Source organism: Burkholderia aenigmatica, from assembly GCF_902499175.1.
Classification (GTDB): Bacteria; Pseudomonadota; Gammaproteobacteria; order Burkholderiales; family Burkholderiaceae; genus Burkholderia; species Burkholderia aenigmatica.
Window position 1 is genome coordinate 42,232 of sequence record NZ_CABVQC010000046.1, and the last position, 15,734, is coordinate 57,965.

Below are 15,734 nucleotides of genomic sequence, written 5' to 3' on the forward strand. Positions count from 1 at the left end.
GCCGGCTGCGGTGCCGGCTTTCACGCGTGGCGCGGAACACGAACCGTCAGGGGGAACCGCACACGGAACGTCGTGTCCGCATCCAGTATCCCACAAGCCGGGACGACTCGAACGCGTGTCACTCGAGCCTGGTATATGAGCCGATTATGCGGCTTTTCAAGACCTCGCGCTTGGCCGCGTGCTGCCAAGCAAAGCCGGAAAAACCCTGAAAATGGGTTCTTTACAACGACCCTCTAAACGTCTAAAAATTCCACTTGACACTCCAATAAAGAGCGCCAACAATCAAGCTGGCACTTTTTTCAATTTGCCGGTTGGCAAAATGAAAGAGGCCGAAGGTGAGCTTGTGAGGGGGGAACGGCTGTATTTTCCGGTCGTTTAGCTTTTCGAGCGTGCTCGTGGTAAGTAGCAGCGACTGTGTGACAGGGGAAGTAGGAAATGGCAACTGGTATCGTTAAGTGGTTCAACGACGCGAAGGGCTTCGGTTTCATCACTCCCGATGAGGGCGGTGAGGATCTGTTTGCGCACTTCTCGGCTATCACCATGAATGGCTTCAAGACGCTGAAGGAAGGCCAGAAGGTGAGCTTTGACGTCGTTCAAGGACCGAAGGGCAAGCAAGCGTCGAACATCCAGGCCGCATAAGGCACCGGATATCAGACGAAGAAACCCGGCGCATGTATTGCGCCGGGTTTCTTTATTTGAGGCCGGCCAATCGATAATCGATTGGCCGGCCTTTTCGTTCAATCCCGATAATTGAACACGTATTGTCTTGTCTCGCGCGCGAATCGGATACTCGTCCGGCACGTGAAACATAATCACCACTTCGTTACACGACCTTCAGCGTGCCCATCATGCCGAGATCCTCGTGTTCGAGAATGTGGCAATGAAACATGCGCTCGCCGGGCATGTCTTGCGTGACGAGAATCGTCACGGTTTCACCGCTGCGCACGTTCACGGTATCGCGCCATGCACGGAACGGTTCGCTCGTGCGCGAACCGCCCGACGCACGCTCGATCACCTGGAACTGCGTGCCGTGCAGGTGGAACGGGTGATCCATGTCGGTGCCATTGCGGATCGTCCAGCGCTCGATGTCGCCACGGCGGCTCGTGAGCGTCGCGCGGTGCGGCGCGTAGGTGTCGCCGTTGATCGTGAAGCGCATGCCCGCCGGGCGGCCGTGCGCCCCGCCCTTCATCATCGCGTCCATGTCCATCTCTTCGCCGAACGCGACCTCCTTGTGCGCGACCGGCTCTCCCATCGGCGGCACCGCGCGCAGCGTCGCCGGCAGCACACGTGCGGCGGCCGGCGCGAACGAGACGTCGGCCAGGGCCAGCGCCGGATCGGGCGGCAGGCTGCCGTGCCCGTCATCGTGCGACATCGACATCTTGCGGCGGTCGTATTCAGCCGCCTGCAGCACCGCGCGCGACGGGCGATCGCCGGCACGCACCAGCAGCTCCGCCCGTTCGCCCGGCGCGATCAGCAGCGACGTGACGCGGCGCGGTGCGTCGAACAGCCCGCCGTCGGTGCCCGCGTGCTCGAACGCGCGGCCGTCGTCGAACGCAACGCGCAGGTAGCGCGCGCTGCACGCGTTCCACACGCGCCAGCGCTCGTCGCCCGCGACGTCGATCCGCGGCCGGCGCGCGCCGTTGACCAGCACGAACTGGCCCTCGCGGCCGTTCATCCAGTCCATCATGTCGTTCGGTGCAATCGTGCCGTCGCGCGCAAGCTTCAGGTCCGACACGAACAGGTTGCGCTCGGGCCAGCCCGCCAGCGGATCGTCCGCGGCGCGCACGATGAACGGGCCGGCCAGCCCGCGGAAGACCTGCTCGGCCGTCATCATGTGCGGATGCGGGTGGTACCAGTAGGTGCCGGCACTCCCCTTCGGCAGCGTGAAGCGGTACACGCGCGACGCGCCGGGCGCGACCGGATCGGACGGATTGCCGTCCTGGTCGGGCGGCACGGACAGGCCGTGCCAGTGGATCGTCGACGGCTGCGGCAGCTGGTTCACGAACTTGATCTCGACCGTGTCGCCCTCGCGCACGTCGATCAGCGGACCGACGACGGGGCCCTGCGTGCCCGCGCCGAACTGCCAGAACGTGGTCGGCCGTGCACCGTGCAGCATCGGGCGCGCTACCGGCTGCGCCACCAGCGTGGCCCGGAACGTGCCGGGCTCGCGGCTTTCGTTCGCGAGCGTGCGCAGCGCCGCAAGCGGCGCGCCGGCCGGCAGCGCGTCGGCGGCCGCGAGCGCGGCCGGTGCGGACTTGCCGTGCTGCCCGTGACCCGCCATCCCCGACATGCCGGACATACCGGGCATGTCGTCCATCGAGTCCATACCGGCCATGCCTGCGTGACCGGCATGCTGCGCCCACGCGGCGCGCGCGAACAGCGACGCGGCCGCGACACCGATGGCGCGCGACAGGAAGGTTCTCCGTATCATCAATCGTTCCTCGTTATCCATGCTGCGTCGCGCGGCCGCCGCAACGCCCGCGCCGGCGGGCTGTCGCTCGATGCGCGACGCGAATCCTGATGCCCGCGTCATCATAACCGCAGGCCCATATTGAAAAGCGCCGCCGCCGGCCGGGCGGCGATACGCCGCAGCGTTCAACAACGCCTTACCCGATTCATACACGTCGACCGACATCGCCGACCGGCGCTGCACGGCGCGTCATTCGCGACCGCAACCCCACTCAACCCAGCCGCTTGCGGCTTCCAGGCGGTCGCCCGGCGCCTGTCGTTCGGCCTCGCCCTGGCGCTTGTCGCACCATCGGCCTGCCAACCCGCCAATTTTTCACGATGCGGAACAAGTCTCTGCGTTGTAAAAATTCGTGGTGCAGGGCACAAATTTCCCGTTTCGCGATGCCAAAAAACGTTCCACAATACAAAACGATGAGAATAATTATTTGTTTTTAAAAGAGAATTTTTGTTTAGTGAAGCCGTTCTACATGCACCATCCGATCGGGTCCCGGACGTAGACTTTGTCCCATGCACTGACGCTTCGCCACGACGTTCGATACGGAACCCGGTGCAAGCAGCCAGTCGGGCCATCAGGTGGCACAACAGAATCGCTTGTGATCAGAAAGGGAGAACGGAAATGAAGGGATTTCGCTTTGGTTCAGCGCTCGGGTCGTTCTACATCCTGCCGGGTAACGGCGGCTGGGAAGCGACGTTCGGCAACGCCCTGCTCGGCGCGTTCTCGTGCCCCGAAGTGGCAGCCGACCACATCTCCCGCGGCGACTGCGAGCAACTGTCCGAACTGGACACGGCCACGCTCGAAGTGCCGCACGAAATCGCCGAATGGGAAATCGTTCACGTCTGAATGGCAAGCCTGCAACGAAAAACGCCCCGGGCGTCCGGGGCGTTTTCCTTTTGTAACGGGCGGCAGGCGGCAATGCCCGCCGCGCCGGTACACGCATCGACTCGCGCGATCGCGCGGCCCGCGTCAGGCGACCGCGTCGACGATGCCGTTCAGCGTCGCGCTCGGGCGCATCGCCTGGCTCGTCAGGTCGACGCTCGGACGGTAGTAACCGCCGATGGCCTGCGCGTTGCCCTGCGCAGCCGCCAGTTCTTCCAGGATGCGCGCTTCGTTGTCGGACAGCGCCTTCGCCACGCCTTCGAACTGCGCCTTCAGCGCCGCGTCGTCGGACTGCTCGGCCAGCGCCTGCGCCCAGTACAGGCACAGGTAGAAGTGGCTGCCGCGGTTGTCGAGGCCGCCGACCTTGCGCGCCGGCGACTTGTTCTCGTCCAGGAACTTGCCGGTCGCCTGGTCGAGCGTCTTCGCGAGCACAACCGCCTTCGGGTTCTGATAGGCATTGCCGAGGTGCTCGAGCGACGCGGCCAGCGCGAGGAATTCGCCGAGCGAATCCCAGCGCAGGAAGCCTTCCTCGACGAACTGCTGCACGTGCTTCGGCGCGGAGCCGCCCGCACCCGTTTCGAACATCCCGCCGCCGGCCATCAGCGGCACGATCGACAGCATCTTCGCGCTGGTGCCGAGTTCCATGATCGGGAACAGGTCGGTCAGGTAGTCGCGCAGCACGTTGCCGGTGACCGAGATCGTGTCCTTGCCCGCGCGGATGCGATCGAGCGAGAAACGCGTCGCGTCGACCGGCGTCATCACGCGGATGTCGAGGCCGTTCGTGTCGTGATCATTCAGGTAACGCTCGACCTTCGCGATGATCTGCGCGTCGTGTGCGCGAGCCGGATCGAGCCAGAACACGGCCGGTGCGCCGGTCGCGCGCGCGCGGTTCACCGCGAGCTTGACCCAGTCCTGCACCGGTGCGTCCTTCGTCTGGCACATGCGCCAGATGTCGCCCGCTTCCACCGCATGCTCGAGCAGCACGTTGCCCGCTTCGTCGGTGACGCGCACGACGCCGTCCGCCGGGATCTGGAACGTCTTGTCGTGCGAACCGTATTCTTCAGCCGCCTGCGCCATCAGGCCGACGTTCGGCACGCTGCCCATCGTGACCGGATCGAACGCGCCGTGCTGCTTGCAATCCTCGATCACGGCCTGGTAGACACCGGCGTAGCAACGATCCGGAATCACGGCCTTCGCGTCGTACAGTTGGCCGTCCGGACCCCACATGCCGCCCGAATCGCGGATCATCGCCGGCATCGACGCGTCGACGATCACGTCGCTCGGCACGTGCAGGTTCGTGATGCCCTTGTCGGAGTTGACCATTGCGAGGCGCGGACGCACGGCGTATTCGGCCTTGATGTCGGCTTCGATCGCTTCGCGCGTGTCGGACGGCAGGTCCTTCAGGCGCGCGTACAGGTCGCCGATGCCGTTGTTCGGGTTGAAGCCGGCCTGCGCCAGCACGTCAGCGTGCTTCGCGAGCGCGTCGCGGTAGAACACCGACACGAAATGGCCGAACAGGACCGGATCGGAGACCTTCATCATGGTCGCCTTCAGGTGCACCGAGAACAGCACGTCCTGCGCCTTCGCATCGGCGATCTGCGCTTCGATGAAGCTGCGCAGCGCGTTGCGGCTCATCACCGATGCGTCGATCACTTCACCGGCCTTCACGGCCGTCTTTTCCTTCAGCACCTTCTTCGCGCCGTCGGCCGTCGTGAGTTCGATCTTCACGCTGCCGGCATCGGCGATCAGCGCCGACTTCTCGCTGCCGTAGAAGTCGCCTTCGCTCATGTGCGCGACGTGCGCCTTCGACGTGGCCTTCCATGCGCCCATCTTGTGCGGATGCTTGCGTGCGTAGTTCTTGACCGACAGCGGCGCGCGGCGGTCCGAGTTGCCTTCGCGCAGCACCGGGTTCACCGCGCTGCCCTTGATCTTGTCGTAGCGGGCCTTGACCGCCTTCTCTTCGTCCGTCGACGGATCTTCCGGATAGGCCGGCAGCTTGTAGCCCTGCGCCTGCAGTTCGGCGATCGCGGCCTTGAGCTGCGGCACCGATGCGCTGATGTTCGGCAGCTTGATGATGTTCGCTTCCGGCTTCAGCGTGAGCTGGCCCAGTTCGGCCAGATCGTCGGCACCCTTCTGCTCGGGCGGCAGGACGTCTGCGAATGCCGCGATGATGCGGCCGGCAAGCGAGATGTCGCGCGTTTCGACGGCGACGCCGGACGAGCGCGTGAAGGCCTTGACGATCGGCAGCAGCGAATAGGTCGCGAGCGCGGGCGCTTCGTCAGTGAGGGTGTAGATGATCTTGGGCGAAGTGGACATGGTCGATGCGTTGCTACTTGAAAATTTGGACTGGGAGCGCCGGCGGGTAACCGGCGGGGAGCGACCGGGTCGGTCGCGAAAGGGGCGCGCCGGCTCAGCCGGGCGGTGGTGTTGCGAGGGCCGTCATGTTCTACCTTGCAGGGGCTCCGGGCCGCATCGCGGCGCCGCGGCCCGCATGCCGGACCGCCCTGCCAACAAACCTGCCATCCACGAAACGCTCCGGCGCCGGCAGTAGGCGCCGGGGCGGCCGGACACGCGCCGGCCCACCCCGGAAGGGGACTTACATGTTCTCGATCAGCACTTCACCGAAGCCCGAGCACGACACCTGCGTCGCACCTTCCATCAGGCGCGCGAAGTCGTACGTGACGCGCTTCTGCAGGATCGACTTCTCCATCGCGGCGATGATCGTGTCGGCTGCTTCCGTCCAGCCGAGGTGGCGCAGCATCATTTCCGCCGACAGGATCTCGGAACCGGGGTTCACGTAATCCTTGCCCGCGTACTTCGGCGCGGTGCCGTGGGTCGCTTCGAACATCGCGACCGAATCCGACAGGTTCGCACCCGGCGCGATCCCGATGCCGCCGACCTGCGCGGCCAGCGCGTCGGAGATGTAGTCGCCGTTCAGGTTCAGCGTGGCGATCACGTCGTATTCCGCCGGGCGCAGCAGGATCTGCTGCAGGAACGCATCGGCGATCGAATCCTTGATCACGATCTCGTTGCCCGTCTTCGGGTTCTTCACACGCATCCACGGGCCGCCGTCGATCAGCTCGCCGCCGAATTCCTTCTGCGCGAGTGCGTAGCCAGCATCACGGAACAGGCCTTCCGTGAACTTCATGATGTTGCCCTTGTGCACCAGCGTGACCGACTTGCGATCGTTGTCGATCGCGTACTGGATCGCCTTGCGCACGAGACGCTCGGTGCCTTCGGTCGACACGGGCTTGACGCCGATCCCCGAGGTTTCCGGGAAGCGGATCTTCTTCACGCCCATCTCGTCCTGCAGGAACTTGATCACCTTCTTCGCCTGCTCGGAGCCCGCGGCCCATTCGATGCCCGCGTAGATGTCTTCCGAGTTCTCGCGGAAGATCACCATGTCGATCTTTTGCGGCTCGCGCACCGGCGACGGCACGCCCTTGAAGTACTGCACCGGCCGCAGGCACACGTACAGGTCGAGTTCCTGGCGCAGCGCGACGTTCAGCGAACGGATACCGCCGCCGACCGGGGTCGTGAGCGGCCCCTTGATCGACACCACGTATTCCTTGAGCACCTGCAGCGTTTCGTCCGGGAGCCACACGTCCGGGCCGTACACCTTCGTCGCCTTCTCGCCCGCGAAGATCTCCATCCAGTGGATCTTGCGCTTGCCCTTGTAGGCATGCGCGACCGCCGCGTCGACGACCTTGATCATGACCGGCGTGATATCGAAGCCCGTACCGTCGCCTTCGATATAGGGAATGATCGGCTGATCGGAAACGTTGAGAGAGAAGTCCTTGTTGACGGTGATCTTGTCACCGCCTTCCGGAACCTTGATGTGCTGATACGGCATGATCGACTCCAGTGACGTGGCTGAGCAGGTGATGCTGGTCGAAGCTGCGCGCGCGGCGGGGGCGCGGCATGGCCACCCCGTGACGGCAACAGCGAGCCGCTATTCTAGCGCCCCAACCGGGCACTTCGGCATGAAGCGCGGCACTGCGTATCAAGACCCCACTTATGTCTTATATAAGACAGAGGACTTGCCGTTCCGTATTATGCATTAAGATTCCGCCATTTGCCATAGACCGCCCGCCCCCGCTTCCCGCGGCCCGCCGGGCGGACGCCCCGCCATGAACCTGATCGCCCTCAACAAGCCGTTCGGCACGATTTGCCAGTTTTCCGCGCACGAGACGCGCCCGTCGCTCGGCGACTGGGTAAAAACGCCCGGCGTCTACGCGGCCGGCCGGCTGGACGCGGACAGCGAGGGCTTGCTGCTGCTCACCGACGACGGCGCGCTGCAGGCGCGCATCGCCGAACCGCGCCACAAGCTCGTCAAGCGCTACTGGGCGCAGGTCGAGGGCTCGCCCGGCCCCGCCGACCTGAAGGCGCTCGCGCGCGGCGTCGACCTCGGCGACTACGTGACGCGCCCATGCCGCGCCGAATTCATCGAACCGCCCGACACGCTGTGGCCGCGCAACCCGCCGATCCGCTACCGCGCCGCGATCCCGACGACGTGGATCGAGCTGGCGATCACCGAAGGCAAGAACCGGCAGGTGCGCCGGATGACGGCGGCCGTCGGCTTCCCGACGTTGCGCCTGGTGCGCGTCGGCGTCGGAGCGCTGGATATATTTGCGCTCGGCATTGCACCGGGAGAAACAATCGCGCTGCCGCCGCGCGCGCCGTGGGACGGTTTCGCGCCCGCCGGATGACGAATTCGCGACGGGCGAATTTTTCGTCATCTTTTTCGTCAACCGCCTGCAAAGATCGCGCGTTAAACCACGCAGATGCCAACCTTAGCTATCCGGCATTGGCAGCCGAACCCGTGTTTGCGTCACGAAAGCGACGTTTTAATCGAATACGATTCGGCGCCCGCAGCGCAATGAGAAATTTCTCGAAGCGTCTGTCAACCGAAAGGTGGATGGCACCGTTAGACGACATGACTCCTATTGCCGGGTCATTTGGTTAATTAACTAAAGCTGAGGAACACAACATGAACAAACTGATCGCCGCTCTGGTCGCTGGCCTCTTCGCAACGGCTGCTTTCGCACAAGCATCGGCTCCGGAAGCTGCTCCGGCAGCTGCTGAAGCTGCTTCGGCACCGGCTAAGCACGCTGCTAAGAAGCACCACGCAGCTAAGAAGCACCACAAGGCATCGAAGAAGGCTGCAGCAAGCGACGCAGCAGCACCGGCAGCTGCTTCGAACTAAGTAAGCTTGCTGTAATAACGCAGTCAAGAACACGCAGTCTTGCCGTTCTTACGGCGTTGAAAGGCAGATCACCGCAAGGCGATCTGCCTTTTTCTTTTGTGTGCCCGCCGGTGCGCATCGCGTACCATGCGGGTCTCGTTTTCCAGATAGGAGCCTTGCTGTGCAATTCTCCCTGCGCTCGTCGCTCGGCCGCCTTGCGCGCGCCGCCGTGTTTCCCGCCGCGCTCGCCGTCCTCGCGCTCGGCATGCAGGCCGCCAGCGCGCAAGTGCCCCCTGGCGCCAAGCAGCCGAGCGAATTCCCGCGCGTGAAGCTGCGCGCCGGCATGTACGTGATCGACGCGGCCGTCGCCGCGAACGACCCCGACCGCGAACAGGGGCTGATGTACCGTTCGCAGCTCGCGCCGAACGAAGGCATGCTGTTCGTGTTCAACGAGAACGCCGTGCACTGCTTCTGGATGAAGAACACGCTGATCCCGCTGTCGATCGCGTTCATCCGCGCGGACGGCACGATCACCGACATCGACGAGATGAAGGCCGAGACGACCGACAACCACTGCCCGCGCAACAACGGCGTCTACGCGCTCGAAATGAGCAAGGGCTGGTTCGCGGCGAAGGGCATCAAGCCCGGCATGAAGCTCGAAGGGCTGCCGAAGGCCCAGTAACGGCCATTGCCGCGGCGCCGCGCCGCGCATCGACCGAAGCCGGCCGCCCGTTGCGCGCCGGCTTTTTTTTCGCCCGCCGGCAGTGGCACCCGGCTTGATTCCGCCAGTGCCGGCCGCATCTGCAAAAGCCACGCGCAAGCGCTATGCTTTAAGTCTCGCTAGTCCAGCCCGGGCCGGCCCCGCCGGCCCGCTTACGATCCGAACCTAAGGAGGTTCACGTGCCCCGCAAAACCCCCATCGAGCGCTATCGCAATATCGGGATCAGCGCTCACATCGATGCCGGCAAAACCACGACGACCGAGCGCATCCTGTTTTACACCGGCGTGAGCCACAAGATCGGTGAAGTGCACGACGGCGCGGCCACGATGGACTGGATGGAGCAGGAGCAGGAACGCGGCATCACGATCACGTCGGCCGCGACCACGGCCTTCTGGAAGGGCATGGCCGGCAATTATCCGGAGCACCGGATCAACATCATCGACACGCCCGGGCACGTCGACTTCACGATCGAAGTCGAGCGCTCGATGCGCGTGCTCGACGGCGCGTGCATGGTCTACGACTCGGTCGGCGGCGTGCAGCCGCAGTCTGAAACCGTCTGGCGCCAGGCCAACAAGTACAAGGTGCCGCGCATCGCGTTCGTCAACAAGATGGACCGCATCGGCGCCGATTTCTTCCGCGTGCAGCGGCAGATCGGCGAGCGCCTGAAAGGCGTCGCCGTGCCGATCCAGATTCCGATCGGTGCGGAAGATCATTTCCAGGGCGTCGTCGATCTCGTGAAGATGAAGGCTATCGTGTGGGACGACGAAAGCCAGGGCGTGAAGTTCGCGTACGAGGACATCCCCGCGAACCTGGTCGAGCTTGCGCACGAATGGCGCGAGAAGATGGTCGAGGCCGCGGCGGAAGCGAGCGAGGAACTGCTCGAGAAGTACCTGCACGATCATGAATCGCTGACCGAGGACGAGATCAAGGCCGCGCTGCGCAAGCGCACGATCGCGAACGAGATCGTGCCGATGCTGTGCGGCAGCGCGTTCAAGAACAAGGGCGTGCAGGCGATGCTCGACGCGGTGATCGACTACCTGCCGTCGCCGGTCGACGTGCCCGCAATCCTCGGCCACGACTTCGCCGATCCGGAAAAGCCCGCGGAACGCCATCCGAGCGATGACGAGCCGTTCTCGTCGCTCGCGTTCAAGATCATGACCGACCCGTTCGTCGGGCAGCTGATCTTCTTCCGCGTGTATTCGGGTGTCGTCGAATCGGGCGACACGGTGCTCAACGCGACCAAGGACAAGAAGGAACGGCTCGGCCGGATCCTGCAGATGCACGCGAACGAGCGCAAGGAGATCAAGGAAGTGCGCGCGGGCGACATCGCGGCGGCCGTCGGCCTGAAGGAAGCGACCACCGGCGACACGCTGTGCGATCCGGCCAAGCCGATCATCCTCGAGAAGATGGAGTTCCCGGAGCCGGTGATCTCGCAGGCGGTCGAGCCGAAGACGAAGGCCGACCAGGAAAAGATGGGCCTCGCGCTGAACCGTCTCGCGCAGGAAGATCCGTCGTTCCGCGTGCAGACCGACGAAGAATCCGGCCAGACGATCATTTCAGGGATGGGCGAGCTCCACCTCGAAATCCTGGTCGACCGGATGAAACGCGAATTCGGCGTCGAAGCGACGGTCGGCAAGCCGCAGGTCGCGTATCGCGAGACGGTGCGCACCACGGCGTCCGACGTCGAAGGCAAGTTCGTCAAGCAGTCGGGTGGCCGCGGCCAGTACGGCCATGCGGTGATCACGCTCGAACCGAACCCGGGCAAAGGCTACGAGTTCCTCGACGAGATCAAGGGCGGCGTGATTCCGCGCGAATTCATCCCGGCCGTCGACAAGGGCATCACCGAGACGCTGAAGAGCGGCGTGCTCGCGGGCTACCCGGTCGTCGACGTGAAGGTGCACCTGACGTTCGGCTCGTACCACGACGTCGACTCGAACGAAAACGCGTTCCGGATGGCCGGCTCGATGGCGTTCAAGGAAGCGATGCGCAAGGCGAAGCCCGTGCTGCTCGAGCCGATGATGGCCGTCGAGGTCGAGACGCCCGAGGAATTCATGGGCAACGTGATGGGCGACCTGTCGAGCCGGCGCGGCATCGTGCAGGGAATGGAAGACATCGCCGGTGGCGGCGGCAAGCTCGTGCGCGCCGAAGTGCCGCTTGCGGAAATGTTCGGCTATTCGACGTCGCTGCGCTCGGCCACGCAGGGCCGCGCGACCTACACGATGGAGTTCAAGCAGTACGCAGAAACGCCGGCCAACGTATCGGAAGGCGTGATCAGCGCGAGAGTGAAGTAAGCGCAGCGCGCTCGCGCGCTGTCGCCTGCAGGCAAGGCCCGTCCGGTTCCGGACGGGCTTTTTTTCGTCCACTGCGCACGGTGCACGGCTTTTTGATCGGCACGCCCGGCAATTTTTTCGCGTGACACAATGCATCGCGATTCGTCAGATGGAACCGTCCCGATGCCGTCCACCCCTGCCCTGCGCCGCCTGCTGATCCTCTATGCCGGCCTGATCGCCGCGAATGCCGCTGTCTGGCTGTGGGCGCTCGCGGTGCTGCGCGATCATCCGCTACTGCTCGGCACTGCCGCGATCGCGTACGGGCTCGGCTTGCGCCATGCGGTCGATGCCGACCATATCGCGGCGATCGACGTCGCGACGCGCAAGCTGATGCAGGACGGGCAGCGCCCGGTGAGCGTCGGGCTGTTCTTCTCGCTCGGCCATTCGACGATCGTCATCGCCGCGACGCTCGGCATCGCGCTGACCGCGTTCGCGCTGCGCGACCGGTTCGATGCGTTCCGCGAGATCGGCGGCACGATCGGCACGGCGGTGTCAGCCACCTTCCTGCTCGTGCTCGCGTGCGTGAACCTGGTGATCCTGCGCGATCTGTGGCGGCGCTATCGCGGCACGCACGGGCACACGCACGATGCCGCGCATGTGCACCGTCCTGCCGGGCTCGTGTCCCGGCTGCTGCGCCCGCTGTTCCGGTTCGTGTCGACGAGCTGGCACATGTATCCGGTCGGCGTGCTGTTCGGGCTGGGTTTCGATACTGCAACCGAAATCGGCCTGCTCGCGATCGCAGCCGCGCAGGCGAGCCAGGGGCTGCCGGTCTATACGGTGATGCTGTTTCCCGCGCTGTTCACGGCCGGCATGACGCTGATCGACTCAACCGACAACGTGCTGATGATTCATGCGTACGGGTGGGCGATGGACGATCCGCAGCGCAAGCTGCTCTACAACGCGAGCATCACGTTCGTGTCGGCGGCCGTCGCGATCGCGATCGGCGGGATCGAGGCCGCCGGCCTGCTCGCGGACAAGCTGTCGCTGACGGGCCCGGTGCGCGATGCGCTCGACGCGGCCGGCGACCGCTTCGGCACGATCGGCTATGGCATCGTCGCACTGTTTCTCGTCTGCTGGATCGCGTCGATCCTGTTCCACCGCTGGCAGCGCGCAGCCGACGCGCCGGCGCGCTGAACTTAGCTCAGACGTTTCATTCCGGAAACAAAATTCCCCCCAAAAACGTTGCATGCGCCGTCGCGCGCCTGCGTGCGCCTTGTGCGACGGGCGTAAGCGGCCGGTGGCACGAATCTCGCAGATAGGGATTCTGCACGGCGGGCCCGCATGCCGTTCCGCGATCTCGGCTGGCGTCCAGCGCCCGCCCGAAAGCGATCGGCTGCCGACAGGACTACGAACCTTTACTGGCCCCCTGCACCACACGTAGATCGCCGCGCGGCGACGAGGCATCGCGCGCATGGGGAGGCCATGATGCTCAAGACGAAACAACCGTTCCGTACGCCGGGACGGCGCTATCGCGCAACCTTGTTCGCCGCAGCCGCGTTCGCGTGTTGCTGCTCGTATGCCGTCGCACAGGATGCGACACCGGACTCCGCGGCCGATGCAGTTGCCAACGCGGACGCCATCATGACGTTGGTCGACGACGCTTCGCCTTGCGCAGCCAATCCGGCTGCGTGCGCGGTGCACGTCTTCGCCGGCGGTCGCGCCGGCGGCAATGGCGCAGGCGCGAGCGGCAATGGCAGCGGCGGCAGCCCCGGTAGCGGAAATGGCAATGGCAACGGCAGTGGCAACAACGGGAACGGTACCGTCGGGCCTGCTGGCGTCGGTGGAACGACGAGCGGAACATCCGGTGGTACGAGTGGTTCGGGTGGCTCGGGCCGCGGAGGGAATGCGTCTGGCACCGGGGGTTCGGGTGGTGGTTCTTCGGGTGGTGGTTCTTCGGGTGGTGGTTCTTCGGGTGGTGGTTCTTCGGGTGGTGGTTCTTCGGGTGGTGGTTCCTCCGGAGGCGGCACTTCGGGTGGCGGCACTTCCGGTGGCGGCACTTCCGGCGGTGGCACTTCGGGTGGCGGCACTTCCGGTGGCGGCTCTTCCGGCGGAGGCACTTCCGGTGGCGGCTCTTCCGGCGGAGGCACTTCCGGCGGAGGCACTTCCGGTGGCGGCACTTCCGGTGGCGGCACTTCGGGTGGCGGCACTTCCGGTGGCGGCACTTCCGGTGGCGGCACTTCCGGCGGTGGCACTTCCGGTGGCAGCACTTCGGGTGGCGGCACTTCGGGTGGCGGCACTTCCGGCGGTGGCACTTCCGGTGGCGGCACTTCCGGTGGCGGCACTTCCGGTGGTGGAGGTCATGGCGGACACGGTGGCCATGGCGGTGGTGGTGGGGACGGTGACGGCGGTGGTCACGGCAACGGCGGCCATGGCGACGGTGATGGCGGCGGTCACGGCAACGGCGGCCACGGCGACGGTGATGGCGGCGGTCACGGCAGTGGTGGCCACGGCGATGGTGACGGCGGCGGTCACGGCAGTGGTGGCCACGGCGATGGCGACGGCGGCGGTCACGGCAATGGTGGGCATGGCGGCGGTCACGGCGATGGTGACGGCGGTGGTCACGGCAATGGTGGGCATGGCGACGGTGACGGCGGTGGTCACGGCAACGGCGGCCATGGCGACGGTGACGGCGGCGGTCACGGCAATGGCGGTGGCCATGGCGACGGCAACGGCGGCAGTCACGGCAATGGTGGCCATGGCGATGGTGACGGCGGCGGTCACGGCAATGGTGGCCATGGCGACGGCAACGGCGGCGGTCACGGCAATGGTGGCCATGGCGACGGCAACGGCGGCGGTCACGGCAATGGTGGCCACGGCGACGGCAACGGCGGCGGTCACGGCAATGGTGGCCACGGCGACGGCAGCGGCGGCAGTCACGGCAGTGGTGGCCATGGCGACGGCAACGGCGGCAGTCACGGCAATGGTGGCCATGGCCATGGCGATGGTGACGGCGGCGGCCACGGCGGTCACGGCAATGGCGGTGGCAACGGCAATGGAAACGGCAGTGGTGGCGCCGGCAATGGTGGGGCCAACGGTGTCGGCAACGGCCATGGCACCGGGAACGGCAATGGCGGCGGTCACGGCAACGGCGGATCGTCCGGAGCCAACCACTGACCGGCCGCGGTGCCCGGCCGGGTGTCGTCAGAGCATCTCGAGCGCGCGCTTGCTGCGTGGCGGACGGAAGTACGCGTCAAGCTGCGCGCGCTCGTCATCGCTGAACATGAAATCGAGCGCGGCCCGGTTGTCGCGCACGTGTTCGATCCGCGACGCCTTCGGGATCGCGAACACCCCCGGCTGCGCGAGCACCCACGCGAGCGCGACGCGCATCACCGACACGCCGCGCTGCCGTGCGATCTCGTCGAGCGGCGAGCGCTTCGGCAGCCGCCCGTGATCGACCGGGCTGTACGCCATCGCCGGCATCCGGTGCTCGGCAAGCCACGGCAGCAGGTCGAACTCCGCGCCGCGCCGCGCGATGTTGTAGAGGATCTGGTTGGTCGCGCACGCGTCGCCGCCGGCTTCATCGACGAGCTCGGCCATGTCGGCCGTATCGAAATTGCTGACACCCCAGTGACGGATCTTGCCCGCGCGCCGCAGCGCTTCGAAGCCCTCGACCGTCTCCTCGAGCGGCACCGAGCCGCGCCAGTGCAGCAGGTAAAGGTCGAGACGATCGGTACCCAGGCGCTTGAGGCTCGCGTCGCACGCCGCGACGACGCCGCGCCGGCTCGCATGGTGCGGATAGACCTTGCTGACGAGGAACACGTCGTCGCGCAAGCCCGCGAGCGCCTCGCCGACCAGTTCCTCGGTCGCGCCGTCGCCGTACATCTCGGCCGTATCGACCAGCGTCATCCCGAGTTCGATGCCCTCGCGCAGCGCGGCGATCTCGTCCGCGCGCCGGGCCGGCCGCTCGCCCATTTCCCACGTGCCCAGGCCAAGCTTCGGAATCGTCTCGCCGTCCGGCAGGACGACCGTGGCGATCGTGTCTGTCATGCGTTCCTCGTTGCGGATCGGTGGCCGCGCACCGCGGCCCAGCCATGGAATACGACGCATCAGTGTAGTCAATCGGCGCGCCATTCACCTATTGCACGGCAAAAACCGGCTATAACGGCGCCACGTGATGACTTAGAATGGCCGCAACCTGATCGATACCCACTC

The 15,734-nt window shown here is 65.6% G+C and carries 11 protein-coding genes; 7 read left to right on the top strand and 4 right to left on the bottom strand.

Going from position 1 to position 15,734, the window contains the following annotated elements; all coding sequences use genetic code 11:
* Positions 1–435 precede the first annotated feature (435 nt).
* Positions 436–639 (top strand): cold-shock protein, encoded by a 204-nt coding sequence (locus tag BDO18943_RS28030; RefSeq protein ID WP_006478030.1) that lies wholly within the window; start codon positions 436–438, stop codon positions 637–639.
* Positions 640–823: 184 nt separating this feature from the next.
* Here the strand turns inward: BDO18943_RS28030 and BDO18943_RS28035 are convergent, their stop codons facing one another.
* A complete protein-coding gene (locus BDO18943_RS28035; protein WP_175024840.1) occupies positions 824–2,431 on the bottom strand; it encodes a multicopper oxidase family protein in 1,608 nt (535 codons plus the stop codon).
* A gap of 654 nt (positions 2,432–3,085) precedes the next feature.
* Between BDO18943_RS28035 and BDO18943_RS28040 the strand changes: the two genes are divergently transcribed.
* Positions 3,086–3,310: a hypothetical protein gene (locus BDO18943_RS28040; protein ID WP_006490888.1), complete on the top strand. Its 225-nt coding sequence runs from the start codon at positions 3,086–3,088 to the stop codon at positions 3,308–3,310.
* 123 nt (positions 3,311–3,433) lie between these two features.
* On the opposite strand, the gene BDO18943_RS28045 is transcribed toward BDO18943_RS28040, so the two are convergent.
* Positions 3,434–5,662 (bottom strand): NADP-dependent isocitrate dehydrogenase, encoded by a 2,229-nt coding sequence (locus BDO18943_RS28045; RefSeq protein ID WP_175024841.1) that lies wholly within the window; start codon positions 5,660–5,662, stop codon positions 3,434–3,436.
* A 280-nt stretch (positions 5,663–5,942) separates the two neighbouring features.
* Positions 5,943–7,199 carry an NADP-dependent isocitrate dehydrogenase gene (icd, locus tag BDO18943_RS28050; RefSeq protein ID WP_006478026.1) on the bottom strand — a complete coding sequence of 419 codons (1,257 nt, stop codon included), beginning with the start codon at positions 7,197–7,199 and terminating at the stop codon, positions 5,943–5,945.
* Positions 7,200–7,476: 277 nt separating this feature from the next.
* Between icd and BDO18943_RS28055 the strand changes: the two genes are divergently transcribed.
* From BDO18943_RS28055 to BDO18943_RS28075, 5 genes are all read left to right on the top strand, one after another.
* Positions 7,477–8,055, top strand: a complete 579-nt coding sequence (locus BDO18943_RS28055) for a pseudouridine synthase (protein WP_175024842.1) — start codon at positions 7,477–7,479, stop codon at positions 8,053–8,055.
* 281 nt (positions 8,056–8,336) lie between these two features.
* Complete coding sequence (locus BDO18943_RS28060) at positions 8,337–8,552, top strand: hypothetical protein (RefSeq protein WP_011352970.1); 216 nt, start codon at positions 8,337–8,339, stop codon at positions 8,550–8,552.
* 160 nt (positions 8,553–8,712) lie between these two features.
* Positions 8,713–9,213 (top strand): DUF192 domain-containing protein, encoded by a 501-nt coding sequence (locus BDO18943_RS28065; RefSeq protein WP_089451158.1) that lies wholly within the window; start codon positions 8,713–8,715, stop codon positions 9,211–9,213.
* Between the two features lie 218 nt (positions 9,214–9,431).
* Entirely contained in the window at positions 9,432–11,543 is a 2,112-nt protein-coding gene (gene fusA, locus BDO18943_RS28070) for an elongation factor G (RefSeq protein ID WP_043190027.1), read from the top strand.
* A gap of 162 nt (positions 11,544–11,705) precedes the next feature.
* On the top strand, positions 11,706–12,716 hold the full coding sequence (locus BDO18943_RS28075) for a HoxN/HupN/NixA family nickel/cobalt transporter (RefSeq protein WP_175024843.1): 1,011 nt from the start codon (positions 11,706–11,708) through the stop codon (positions 12,714–12,716).
* Between the two features lie 2,007 nt (positions 12,717–14,723).
* On the opposite strand, the gene BDO18943_RS28080 is transcribed toward BDO18943_RS28075, so the two are convergent.
* Positions 14,724–15,569: an aldo/keto reductase gene (locus BDO18943_RS28080; protein ID WP_175024844.1), complete on the bottom strand. Its 846-nt coding sequence runs from the start codon at positions 15,567–15,569 to the stop codon at positions 14,724–14,726.
* Positions 15,570–15,734: the final 165 nt, after the last annotated feature.

What these genes read in the sequence shown, in the direction of transcription:
- BDO18943_RS28030 (WP_006478030.1), top strand. Translation starts at nt 436, where the DNA reads ATGGCAACTGGTATCGTTAAGTGGTTCAACGACGCGAAGGGCTTCGGT.
- BDO18943_RS28035 (WP_175024840.1), bottom strand. Translation starts at nt 2,431, where the DNA reads ATGATACGGAGAACCTTCCTGTCGCGCGCCATCGGTGTCGCGGCCGCG.
- BDO18943_RS28040 (WP_006490888.1), top strand. Translation starts at nt 3,086, where the DNA reads ATGAAGGGATTTCGCTTTGGTTCAGCGCTCGGGTCGTTCTACATCCTG.
- BDO18943_RS28045 (WP_175024841.1), bottom strand. Translation starts at nt 5,662, where the DNA reads ATGTCCACTTCGCCCAAGATCATCTACACCCTCACTGACGAAGCGCCC.
- icd (WP_006478026.1), bottom strand. Translation starts at nt 7,199, where the DNA reads ATGCCGTATCAGCACATCAAGGTTCCGGAAGGCGGTGACAAGATCACC.
- BDO18943_RS28055 (WP_175024842.1), top strand. Translation starts at nt 7,477, where the DNA reads ATGAACCTGATCGCCCTCAACAAGCCGTTCGGCACGATTTGCCAGTTT.
- BDO18943_RS28060 (WP_011352970.1), top strand. Translation starts at nt 8,337, where the DNA reads ATGAACAAACTGATCGCCGCTCTGGTCGCTGGCCTCTTCGCAACGGCT.
- BDO18943_RS28075 (WP_175024843.1), top strand. Translation starts at nt 11,706, where the DNA reads ATGCCGTCCACCCCTGCCCTGCGCCGCCTGCTGATCCTCTATGCCGGC.
- BDO18943_RS28080 (WP_175024844.1), bottom strand. Translation starts at nt 15,569, where the DNA reads ATGACAGACACGATCGCCACGGTCGTCCTGCCGGACGGCGAGACGATT.